7 protein-coding genes are annotated in these 12,400 nt (G+C 36.9%); 5 read left to right on the top strand and 2 right to left on the bottom strand.

What is annotated here, in order from left to right:
• Positions 1-15: 15 nt before the first annotated feature.
• Both DRF65_RS04805 and DRF65_RS04800 read right to left on the bottom strand, forming a co-directional pair.
• Positions 16-6,459, bottom strand: a complete 6,444-nt coding sequence (locus tag DRF65_RS04805) for a polymorphic toxin type 23 domain-containing protein (protein WP_165852171.1) — start codon at positions 6,457-6,459, stop codon at positions 16-18.
• 35 nt (positions 6,460-6,494) lie between these two features.
• Positions 6,495-6,935, bottom strand: coding sequence for a T9SS type A sorting domain-containing protein (locus DRF65_RS04800; protein WP_115969300.1), 441 nt, complete (start codon positions 6,933-6,935; stop codon positions 6,495-6,497).
• A 153-nt stretch (positions 6,936-7,088) separates the two neighbouring features.
• On the opposite strand from DRF65_RS04800, the gene DRF65_RS04795 reads away from it, so the two are divergent.
• From DRF65_RS04795 to DRF65_RS28380, 5 genes are all read left to right on the top strand, one after another.
• On the top strand, positions 7,089-8,054 hold the full coding sequence (locus tag DRF65_RS04795) for a hypothetical protein (RefSeq protein ID WP_115969298.1): 966 nt from the start codon (positions 7,089-7,091) through the stop codon (positions 8,052-8,054).
• A gap of 125 nt (positions 8,055-8,179) precedes the next feature.
• Positions 8,180-10,252, top strand: a complete 2,073-nt coding sequence (gene ppk1, locus DRF65_RS04790) for a polyphosphate kinase 1 (RefSeq protein ID WP_115969296.1) — start codon at positions 8,180-8,182, stop codon at positions 10,250-10,252.
• Positions 10,249-11,133, top strand: coding sequence for a Ppx/GppA phosphatase family protein (locus DRF65_RS04785; RefSeq protein ID WP_115969293.1), 885 nt, complete (start codon positions 10,249-10,251; stop codon positions 11,131-11,133). The genes ppk1 and DRF65_RS04785 overlap by 4 nt, the downstream gene beginning before the upstream one ends.
• Before the next feature lie 460 nt (positions 11,134-11,593).
• Positions 11,594-12,247, top strand: a complete 654-nt coding sequence (locus tag DRF65_RS04780; RefSeq protein WP_115969290.1) for an NAD-dependent epimerase/dehydratase family protein — start codon at positions 11,594-11,596, stop codon at positions 12,245-12,247.
• Positions 12,244-12,393 carry a hypothetical protein gene (locus tag DRF65_RS28380; RefSeq protein WP_165852170.1) on the top strand — a complete coding sequence of 50 codons (150 nt, stop codon included), beginning with the start codon at positions 12,244-12,246 and terminating at the stop codon, positions 12,391-12,393. Before DRF65_RS04780 ends, DRF65_RS28380 begins: the two co-directional genes overlap by 4 nt.
• The last annotated feature ends 7 nt before the right edge of the window (positions 12,394-12,400 follow it).

Raw genomic sequence — 12,400 nt, 5'->3', positions numbered from 1 at the left:
ATTCTTTCATTTTCATTACCATGTAGTAAACATACTAGGGGTTTTATATTGAAAATAAGGCTGCCAATTCCAGGACTGGTTTACAAATCCTTTGTCCTTGATAAGTCCGTGGATAGCCCGATTCTGGATGGCATGTCTCACATGTTCGGAATTAACTCCCACACGGTATCCTTTATACCCTACATATAACGCTCCTAATCTGTAAGGTGTTCCAGTTTCGTTTACAAAACTATATTTGAACTTCCTTCCAAAACCATCTCTTTCATTCATTACAGGGTTCACAAGTTTTCCTTTATTATTCATTATCCTGGATTCCTCTTCTACAGCCTGGTTATCAAGACCTCTATAGCCCGTCATTAAACTGAACCCAGCGCTATAGTCTCCTATACTCAGGTTCAGGGCAGCTGTTCTGTAGCTGTCTCCTCTATCCCCTAAGCCCAATTCTTTTACCAGAATACCGCCATCGTTTTCATACATAAACCTAAAGTCTCCCCAATGAAACCCTACCAATCCTGTTTTTTGAGTCAGTTCAGACATTTGTCCGGAACCTGTCCACCAGTTTGATCCTAAAGAAAAGCCCAACTTTCCGTCATCATAATTAAACACTATAGATTTTCTATATTCCCATCCGCTAAGCCCGGTTCCCCCATGATAGCCATAATAGGAAATACCATAACTATTGGAAAGATTAAAGTCTCCCATCTTATAAGTAGTATCAATACTTGCTCCAAACCCAAACCCATTTCCATACGATACATTGAAAGAAATACCCAAATAAAAGTTTTCCTCCTGTATGATAGGGATGGAAGGTATGAGCTTACTTGCCTGTAATGCTACAGCTCCGATTATAGCTCCTACGATGGACGTAGCCCCACCCAACAAGCCACTTTCCGCTCCTCTATGAATGGATAAGGCAATTTGTCCGAAATTCATATTTCCTTTCGTGGCAATCAAATCAACGGTAAGGTTTACAGCAGCATAGATGAGGGCAGCAATCCAAAAGAATTCTCCACTAGGATCGGTATACATCAATGGGTTATTGAGTACATACCCATACCTGTTATAGTTTTGAGTATTAAAAGGATCCTGTATGTTATTGTCTACTGATAAGAAAGTATGCAACTTAGGATCATATATTCTTCCATTCATATGGATAAGCCCTACCTGGAAGAAATGCTCATGTCCTGTGTACCCTCTTTCTATAAATAAGTCACGAGCTCCTTTCTTAACATCTACTTTTACCCCATCTTTTTCCAGATATACCAAATTTCCCCAAGGGTCAAAGTGTCTTCTTTCCTCTATTTTTCCTTCTTTATCAGAAATGGCAAGAATAGTTGCCTGATAGTCTCTATGAAGATAATGAATACTTTCAGTAAGTACTTGCTCTTTAGGATTAAAATCTTTGATATACACAGCAGGAGCTGAATAAGGATCTCCTGCGATATAGGTAATAATTCTTGTACTTACAAAACCATCAGAAGGTTTTCCAGGAAAAGAATTCGTAATGATTTCCACCGTCTTATCATCTGAATACATCTTATATTTTCCGTAGTATGAAAAGGTTTTATTATAATCATATTCTGAAGTTGCTCTTGACTGACGGATATTATAACTGAATTTCACCATTTCGTCTCCATCCTGCGCAATGCTCACCGGACTTCTATAGGCATTATAGGAGACTGTCTGCAACTGATTCACCTTATAGTAGCTGTCACCAATCGCATTTAAATTGATTCCTTTTTTTCTATATCTGTTTCCTTCTGTATATTTATACTCACCTACCTGGCTATTGTTAACAATCCTTCCATAAGTATCATATTTTTGTGATTGGGTTCCGTTTGGATCTGTCCATAAAATCAACCTAAGCTGATTATCATATTTGAAGACTTCCTGCCATCCACCAGTAATTACATTATTCTTTCTACTTTCCAATAACCCTACATTCGCTGCAAAAGTGTATTCATTGAATAGAATCATTCCTGCACTACTCTTATGCCTTACCGCTCTCAGGTAATAATTTGCATCATAGGTATTACTGATATCTGTTCCATTACCAAAATAGGCAGAAATCACCTGCCCCTGTTCATTAATGCTATTTAACTTCCAGATTACCTTTCCATTGCCGTCATTTATAGCAACCAACATTCCGCAGGAAGCATAGATATTTTCGGTATCAACGATACTGGAAAGGGTACCCAAAACGGTTTCCGTCTTTTCTCTTGCGATTCTTCCAAAATTGTCATAAACAAATCGTTTACTGAAAGTAGCTACCCCATTATTTTCTTCCTGTTCAGAGACCCTATAAAAACTGTCATATTTATAGGTAAAAGAGTTGCTCACACCATTGGAATTTCCTGTTTCAGAATCAAGCAACCCCTGGGCTGTATAGCTAAAATTAACGATTATATCAGTGTTATCGCCCATAACTTCTTTGTGGATAGCTCTTCCGTATTGATCATAGACATATGTCGTTTTTCCTTTAGGGTTTTTCTCTTCCAAAAGCTGCCCTAAACCATCATATGCGTAAGTATAGTCACCTCCTACTGACGGATCGGACGTTTTTGTTTTTCTGCCCCATCCATCCTGTTCAACCTTAATGATATGCCCGGCATAGTTGGATGATTTCAGCCCCCCATTAGCATAATAAGTATACTCGATTGCTCCACCATTGTCAACCATCTTAACTTTGTTACCCCATTCATCCTTGGTAATGGTTTGTGTTTTTTGTCCGTCTACAACTGTTGCGGATAATCCGTTGTATGAAGTCGTGATTATTTTTCCTGTTGGATATATGTTTTTAACCATTCTTCCATATCCATCATATTCCGTTACCGTCCATCTGCTTGGTGAAGTGGTGGAAAAATAAGGATCACTTACTTTATATGGTCTGTCTAACACATCATAATCCGTTCTTTTCTCTATCCATTTATCATTGAGGGATAATCCTCTTTCCAAACGTACCCTGCCCCAGTTGTCGGTTAATGTTTCTTTGGTAGCTCCTGTAGCATCCACCACCCTTAATTTAATTCCATTGATGAAATCTCCGGAAATAATCCATTCATTATAGTACTTGGTAGAATTATTATAGATATCCTTTTCTTCTATTTTTCGTTGCCAGGTATCATAAACATTAGAAGCTGCCTGATTCAAACTATTGGTACTGGAAAGCAACATTCCAAAATCAGGATCATAAGTAAAGGTAGAAGCTGCTCCTAAAACATCCGTAGTCTTGATAGGAAATCTTCCTGTAGGATCAAATTGCATCTTCTCAACACGTGGAGCTATACCTGTTGTAGAAAGAGTTTTCTGTATATTATTTCCAAATACATCATATACAAAATCTTCGGTGATATAATCTGTATTATTTCCTTTTTTCTTGGTTTGAGCAACAAGCCCGTTAGAATAAGTGGAAAGTGCCTCTGTGGAAAATACATCGGTTCCCAATGTTTGAGTTTCTGTACTTTTTATAGGCCTTCCGATATAATACTGATTCCCGATTCCTGTCGGGTTGTCCTCATAATCAATCAAAGTAATCTTTTCTCCACCATTAGCTACCGTTCTCATCTTTTTAGGATTATTGTAAGGATCATAAGTATCATAATACTGATTTACAACAGTTCCCATCAGAACATCCGTTTGCTGTATCTGTGATGGTAAATTCACGAAGACCTTATTGGGTAGTAGTGAAGTAGTATAACTATTAACTGTTTTTGAGATAAAAGTACTTGGAGAGTCAAAATTAACACTTCCGTTTAAATAGCTTTCCTTGATTACTCCTCTTTTCTGTATGTCATGTAGAGAGACAGTCCAAAGAGGCTGAGTAATAGTTCCACCAAATACAGCTGATTTAGCGACCCCTTTAAAACCCATAAACCCTAAGCCTTCCAGGTTCATCACCGCACCTTTATATCTGTATTCCTGAATTTTAGATTCTCCATTAAAGCTTCTTTCAATTTTTTTTACCAGCTTTACTGATGGAGCAATATTAAGGTTTACGTATGGATATTGTTCAGAAGAGTCAGCTGTATATGTTCCAGACCCATTTCCTGCATCTAAAACCGTATCATAGGTAATGTCTGTCACCAAGTCATTACTCTTGATTTTTCTCAAGGTCATATCTACCCGGTTATCTTTCTTGAATGAGACATATTTGATCTTATCTCCACCAAAAAAGGCATAATCTAGATTCTGATTGGTAATATTGGAATTGGTTAGAAAGATAGGGGTTCCTTTGTTAATAGCCCCTCCATAAGTATAGTTGTTTTGCCAACCATCAACATAAGCTGAGAAAGTAGGAATTCCATTCACATTACTTCCCATGTTGTACTTGACTCCTCCTTTATCCCTGATACTATAATTATCTCCATAGGCCAGGTAAGCTCCATTCTGCCCAGGTCCATAGTCTGGTACATTATGAGGAGTCAGGATATCATGGTAGAATAAATCAGCTCTTCCATCTCCATTGATATCTGCAAAATTATAATAGTATACCTGAAGCATATACCCACAAATCTGAGAATTGGGTGATGGTCCCGGATAACAGGAATTGACCAGTTGAGGCTTAAAATAATTGGTTCCTATATCTTTTACACTACTCTCAAACGATTCTCCGGAGCTTACAATGAAAAACCAATTGGTATTGGCATTATCTATGGGAAACACCAGGTCTGTTTTTCCATCTCCATTGAAGTCTGCAAGATAGCAGGGAAAATCCTTCTTGATAAGATTATGGGAAAAAGAGGCCTTTTGAGTAAAAGTTCCGTTATTCATCCCATACACAAAAATTCGTCCGGGATTAACGATATATAAATCTGATATCCCATCTCCATCAAAATCCGCTACATAAATTCGAGATTCACCGGTAACTACACTATTATAGCCCAAAGTCACCGGAGATTGTACTGCTGAGTTATGAGAATCTAATTTCAACAGAAAGACCTCAGATGTATTAACCGTAATATCATGCGAACAACAGTCTGGTGGTGGTCTATTATCTGGTGCCGTCTTTGCAGGTCCGCAATAATAGGTCTGCTCCACACTATAAGGTCGCACTACAGCTACAATATCAGAAATTCCGTCCCCATCAAAATCTCCTGTAAAATATTCCTTTGGAATTCTGGAATAGTAAGTATTACTTCCATTGATGACAATACACCTGTCATTTATTGCTGTTGGAAATTTATATGAATTGGTGAATGATAAGTCAAGTGAATTTGCGGCATTCGGAATATAATTGTTTATTTTAATGATTTCCTCATTGGTAACCGAGCCTGTATTATTGCTTATAACAGTAGATATCGCATCCAGATTATAGTATTTATCATTAGGTAAAACCAATTTCGTAGAAAAGATATCCTTGAATTTTTCAACACTGGTCATCGTTCCCGAAATATTAGAGTTGGAATTAATGAGTTGTCCAGAATTGAACCTGTAAAGCTGATCCTTAGAATTAGGATACGTCATAAAATCAATCGAACTATCACTATCAAAATATCCTGAAGTATATTGCCAGTTGCTTTTATCATACGCAGGAGAAACAGCTGTTATAGTCTTGGAATTGTTGGCAATACCATTTTCAGTGTTATCATACTCAAAAGTAACAGGCTTGATTGTTTCACCGCTTCCATTATATTGGTAAATACTCACCAGTCTTTCATAATTCAATGAAGTAACACTATACATTAACTGATACTTTCTGTAAAGCTGAGCATTCCCTGTTACCTCTATCCTATCCAGTTTTCTGTGTGAATACATATTTCTTGCCCCATAAATATAAGCCTGATCTGTTCGGGCTGCATCTTTATAGTAAAACTGTATCTTATTCGGACTGCTATCCGGATTTACCGATGCATTGTTACCATATTCAATAGTCTTGATATAGATATAATTATTGTAGCTGTCATAGATAAATTTGATTCTGTTCTGTTGAGCATCTTCAATGTAATTCATCTTCCATTCAAAGGTATTCGAGCCCAAAAAGCCACTTCCACCTCCAAATTTTGCCGTTTTACCATCTGGATAATACACCATAAAATATTCAGGTCCATTGGCAACACTTCCGTGGGAAACGATTTTTACATTTGAATACTGTTCCGTCTGGTACTCTGCTCCATCAGCCCCATAAGTGCCAGATTTCAAGAGTAACCTCTGCCCATCAAAAGCAAATCTGTCACTATTATTATAATTCACCCCATCAATTACTCCATCATGGAATTTTGTTGAAGCTACCCGTGTAATAGATGATATTCCGCCAATATTCCAGCCCCATCCCGCAACTCCATTTCCTGATTGACTGGAATAAGAAAGGGAAATATTGGGAGTAACATCCTTAATGCCCGGAAGATTAGCTATAGGAATTGTATAATTGGCACCTCCAGTTGAAGACACTGATATTTCACCTGCTATCTGCCCTACAGATTGTCCGTTAAATAGCCCCACTACTGAGAGTAGAGCTATCAAAAAGTAGAATTTGATTCTCATGTTCGTCGTCTTGGTTATTGTTTTAATATCTTGTAAGTCAGTTTTTCCCCAGTACTCAAGTGGAAAACGACCACGTACATGCCGATTGGCTGATTCGTAAGGTCCAGTATGACCTTATTCTCTCTCTTATCAAACGTAAGCTCTCGGTATTGGGTGAAGTTGTAGGCTATATATTCCACTTTCTGAATCATAGCACCCAGCTCAGCAGACCAGACAAGGGTTACCTTATCTTTCGTGGGGTTTGGGTAAATCTTGACCTGATACTCTGGAGGCGGAAACTCCTTTTTACTGGCCAGTAGATCTACTTGGGCCTGTTTGTCAGCAAACAAACATAAAGCACAGTATTTTCTTACAATTTGATTTCCCCCAGTATCATACTCAAATGATAATGACTGTGATCTAATTCCTTCTATTGAAACCAATAAGAAAAGAATTAGTAGTAAATTTTTTCTCATAAGCAATATTTTAAACTATACAAAAATCCAGAAAACAAATCAGCTGTGAAAGGACAATGCATCCTATTGAGGTGATATAAATAAGATTAATTATCTAAAAACTAACAAATATTTATTTTTTTTAGATATTTTTGACAACAAACACTAATTACCATGAAAAACTATCAGAAAAACCTTTTTGAACTGCTATTAAAAGAATCCGGGGGAAAGAAGAACCTGGTAGAAATCATGATTGACAAACTGGCGCTTTCCAATGATACAGCCTATAGAAGAATCAGTGGAAAAAGCCACATCACCCTGAATGAAGGTATCTCACTGGCTTCCCATTTTGGAGTCTCACTGGATCTGATTCACAATTCAAATCTAAATAATGCTGTTTTAAACAAGATTCATGATATCTACAACATTGATGATCTGGAAATGTATTTCGAAGCCTCTATCCGAAATCTGCAAAAGGTAAAAAACACTCCGAATGTAGAGTTTATCTATGCGGCTAAAGATATTCCTCTTTTCTATTTTATGAGGTTTGAGAATCTGAGAAAATTCAAGATTTATGCCTGGCTTAAGCTGATGGATGTTGTCTTTTTTTCACAACGGATAAGTTTTGAAAGTTTTGAAATTCCGGAAAAGATCAATCAAAAAGCAATGCTACTTTCAGAAGTCTATAATGATGTAAATTCTACCGAAATATGGAGCAATGTCACCATCTATACACTTCTCGAGCAGATTCTTTATTTTCATCAGCTGGAACTCATTCATATTGATAATGCACTGAAAATCTGTGAAGAAATTACAGAAATGCTTACCCAGATAGAGGAAGACGTCATCAGCGAAAAAAAAGGCTCGCTTACTTTATATCAAAATGACCTCCTGATCATGAACAATAGTGTCTTTATCAGATTTGCAGATCAAAAGATGCTCTTTTTACCCTACAATATCCTGAGCTATTACTATACATTGGATGAAAGAGTCTGTGGAAATTATGAAAAAAGCCTGGATTTGATTCTGAAAAATTCTGAACTGCTTTCTTCTAACAATAAAGCAAGGTATATTTTCTTCAATAAAATGTATAAAAAAGTTGAGGAAATAAAAAAGATATTACAAATACATCATCAGTAACAAAAGCTGCTTTCTACTGAAATACCATACGCTTCAAAATTATTAAAATTAATCAAAGTTTAATCTAAGAAATAGGGACAGAAACTGTACGAATTATTATTTTTGATAAAATATACACATTTAGAATGTCATTACACTTTAATCCACGAGATATTACATGGTTAGCCTTTAATGAAAGAGTTTTACAGGAAGCCATGGATGAAAAAGTTCCTTTACACTTAAGAATACGTTTTCTTGGAATCTTCTCCAACAATCTGGATGAGTTCTTCAGAGTGCGTGTTGCCGGATTAAAGCGTGCCATGGATTTTAAGGAAAAGGTTATTTCCGAGTCCTTTTATCAGCCACCTTCCAAAATTCTTCAGCGAATTAATGAAATAGTGATGAGACACCAGCTGAATTTCGATAAAACCTGGAAAACAATCCAGACTGAAATGGCTGATCATAAAGTATTCATCAAGAATTCCAAAAACCTGACCGCAAAACAAAAGGATTTTGTCAGAAACTATTTCGATGAAGTTGTGGAATCTAATGTGATTCCTATTCTTCTTCATGAAAATACACCAATGCCTTACCTGAGAGATAAAAGTCTCTATCTGGGAGTAGCCATGAGAAAAAAAGACTGGCAGTATTCCAGCAACTATGCCATTATTGAAATTCCTTCCCGCTTTGTAGGAAGATTCGTACTGCTTCCCACCGAAGATCCGGAAGAAAAAAATGTAATGCTTCTGGAAGACATAATTACCTTCAACTTACCACACATTTTCTCTTATTTCGGATATGATGAGTTTGCCGCTAATGCCTTTAAAGTAACGAAGGACGCCGAGCTGGACCTTGATAATGACATTCGTACCAACTTTGCAGAAAAAATAGAAAAAGGCCTTAAAAACCGCAGAAAAGGGAAACCTACCCGATTTGTTTTTGACAAAGATATGGATAAGGCTTTGCTTGAGCTTTTGATCAGAAAACTGAACTTAACAAAGAAAGACAGCATTATTCCGGGAGGAAAAATTCACAACTTCAAACACTTCATGGACTTTCCGGATGTTTTTGAAACCTATGCAAGACCTGTGGAACGAACTTCTTTCACTCACCAGGCCTTTGAGCATGGAGAAAGAGTTACCGATGTGATCATGAAAGAAGATGTACTTCTTACTTTCCCGTATCATAAATATAATCCGGTGATTGATCTTCTGCGTGAAGCAGCCATGGATCCGGATGTAAAATCTATACAGATTACAGCCTACAGACTGGCCAGTAACTCAAAAATCAGTAATGCATTGATTTATGCAGCCAGAAACGGGAAAGAAGTAACTGTAATGCTCGAACTTCAGGCAAGATTCGATGAAGAATCCAATCTGGAATGGAAAGATATGCTGGAACCGGAAGGAATCACCGTACTTATCGGGCTTCCAAATAAAAAGGTTCATGCAAAACTTTGCATCATCAAGAAAAGAGCCCATAACAAAACCATTCAGTATGGATTTGTAAGTACCGGAAATTTCAATGAAAAGACCGCAAGAATTTATGGAGACCACTTACTTATGACTTCTGACCGTGGCATTATGGCAGATATCAATAAAGTATTCAATGTGTTGAAAAAACCAAAAGATGATTACCTGCCGGTTTTGAAAACTTGTAAAAATTTATTAGTTTGCCCCCAATTTATGCGTGAAAAGATTGTTCACCATATTGATAAGGAAATTGAGGAAGCTAAAGCCGGAAGAAAAGCAGAAATCATCGTTAAAGCCAATTCACTGAGTGACAGACTATTAATTGAAAAACTATATGATGCTGCCACAGCAGGAGTAGTCATCAGACTGATTGTAAGGGGAATCTACTGTGCCGTTAACCAAAAGGAATTTAAAGAAAAAATCAAGGCCATCAGTATCGTAGATGAATATCTGGAACATGCCAGAGTAATGTATTTCTACAATAAAGGAGTAGAAGATATATATATTTCCTCTGCTGACTGGATGACCAGAAACCTTGATTACAGAATTGAAGCCGCAGCCAAGATAACCGACAAAAACCTTAAAAAAGAATTAAAAGACATTCTTGATATTCAGCTTAGAGATAATGTAAAGGCTAGAATTTTAGATAAAAAACTAAGCAACGAATACATCAGAAATGATAAAAAAGAATGTAGATCACAAATAGAAACCTATAAGTATTTAAAGGCTAAAACAAGCAAAAAATGAAGATAGCAGCAATAGACATAGGAAGTAATGCCGCCAGACTTCTCATCAATGAAGTAAAGATAAACAATAAAAAACCGGAATTCATCAAACTGAATCTCCTGAGAATCCCTCTGAGATTAGGTATGGATGTATTCACCATCGGAAAAATAGGTCCCGAAAGAGAACAAATGGTCATCGACTCCATGAAGATTTTCAGCGACCTGATGAAGATCTATAAAGTAGACCATTACAGAGCCTGCGCCACCAGTGCCATGCGTGATGCTGCCAATGGTGATGAAATCATCAGACAGGTACAGGAAGCTTCCGGAATCAATATCGAGATTATTTCCGGAGACGAAGAAGCAACCCTAATTTATGAAAACCATGTTGCTGAAGGCCTTGACAAAGAATTTGCGTATTTATATATTGACGTAGGAGGAGGTTCCACAGAGCTTACATTCTATGAAAACGGTAAAATGATGTATGAAAGATCCTTCAATATCGGAACGATCCGTCTTCTCAACAATCTTGTTACCATAGATAACTGGAAAGAAATGAGAGAAGAAATCAAACAGAATATTGTCAGCAAAAAACCAATTGTAGCCATAGGATCAGGAGGAAACATCAATAAAGTATTCTCCATGAGCAAAACTAAAGACGGAAAGCCCATGTCTCTAGCTCATCTGAAAAAGGTTCACAAAGAATTCAATGAACTTTCGGTAGAAGAAAGAATGACTCAATACAGTCTTAGGGAAGACAGAGCCGATGTATTGGTTCACGCCTTAAGCATTTTCAACAATGTAATGGCCTGGTCGGATATCAATAAGATTTTTGTACCAAAGATCTCTGTAGCGGATGGTTTAATCCAGAATATCTACAGTCAGTTACAGCATAAAAAATAGTTTTAAAGCATAATTACATGTAAAGCCGGGCAGTTTCTGTCCGGTTTTATTTTTCAGGAGCTACTCCTGCTTTCCGCTGTATCTTTTTCGCCCTCATCAAAATCACCAAGCAAAAAAAGGATGCCGCTGCAATCAGGGCTAAAATATTCCACTTCCTTACCATCCTCAACCGTCATTGCGAGCGCAGCGAAGCAATCTCAACATTCTCACAAACAGAAAATAAACACATTATTTTTAGGTTTTGGCTAAAGCCAATGGAATTGGGTTATCTTATTTATTGAGCGAGTTAAAGCCTACCCCTATTGATGTTGATATCCGTGTGGATATACATATGGGAATTGTTGTTTAACGACAAGATCTTTTATCTTTTATCTTTTATCTTTTATCTTTTATCTTTTATCTTTTATCTTTAAAGTAATTCTCTACTCTCATCCGTCATACAACTATCAATAGCAAAACAATGAGCTCAATTAAAATAATTCTTACAGGTGCTACCGGAATGGTAGGTGAAGGTGTTTTACTGGAATGCCTTGAAAATCCCAATGTGTCTGAGGTCCTTAGTATCAGTAGAAAACCATCTGGAAAAAAACATTCTAAATTAAAAGAATATCTCATTCCGGACTTTTTATCCATCGATACCAACGACGAGAACTTAAAAGGATATGATGCCTGTTTCTTTTGTGCCGGAATCAGCAGTGTAGGAATGAATGAAGAGGATTATACCAGAATTACATATGATACCACCATCCATTTTGCAGAAGCAGTTTTACATCAAAATCCAGAAATGGTATTCAATTATGTATCCGGAGCCAGTACCGACAGTACAGAAAGTGGAAAGCTGATGTGGGCAAGAGTAAAAGGGAGAACAGAAAATACTCTGAAGAAAATGAATTTTAAAGGAGCCTACAATTTCAGACCTGGATTTATGAAACCTGTTGAGGGCCAAATCAATGTAAAATGGTTTTTCAAACCTTTTATTTGGTTTTTTCCTATTTTTTTACCGTCAAAATCACTAACTTTACATGAAGTGGGAAAAGCTATGATCAATGCTGTAAAAAAAGGCTATCCTTCTTCAACTTTAGAAATTCGGGATATTAAAAATTTAGCGATATGAGAGACATGTTAAAAAGAATTGTTCTGGTTATTTTTGTACTCTTGGTTCTGACTGCAGTTTCAGGGTTTCTGTATATGCAGAAACATCCTTTGGAAGGAGCTAAGTCAGGAACAATGTTAAATTTTTCCGGCAAACCTTCAAAATAACTGATTC

It is taken from the genome of Chryseobacterium pennae (genome assembly GCF_003385515.1).
Taxonomy (GTDB): domain Bacteria; phylum Bacteroidota; class Bacteroidia; order Flavobacteriales; family Weeksellaceae; genus Chryseobacterium; species Chryseobacterium pennae.
This window is presented reverse-complemented; position numbering and strand designations above follow the sequence as displayed.

Excerpts from the sequence above, each read along its gene's own strand:
- ppk1 (WP_115969296.1), top strand. The coding sequence starts at position 8,180 with ATGTCATTACACTTTAATCCACGAGATATTACATGGTTAGCCTTTAAT.
- DRF65_RS04800 (WP_115969300.1), bottom strand. The coding sequence starts at position 6,935 with ATGAGAAAAAATTTACTACTAATTCTTTTCTTATTGGTTTCAATAGAA.
- DRF65_RS04795 (WP_115969298.1), top strand. The coding sequence starts at position 7,089 with ATGAAAAACTATCAGAAAAACCTTTTTGAACTGCTATTAAAAGAATCC.
- DRF65_RS28380 (WP_165852170.1), top strand. The coding sequence starts at position 12,244 with ATGAGAGACATGTTAAAAAGAATTGTTCTGGTTATTTTTGTACTCTTG.
- DRF65_RS04785 (WP_115969293.1), top strand. The coding sequence starts at position 10,249 with ATGAAGATAGCAGCAATAGACATAGGAAGTAATGCCGCCAGACTTCTC.
- DRF65_RS04780 (WP_115969290.1), top strand. The coding sequence starts at position 11,594 with ATGAGCTCAATTAAAATAATTCTTACAGGTGCTACCGGAATGGTAGGT.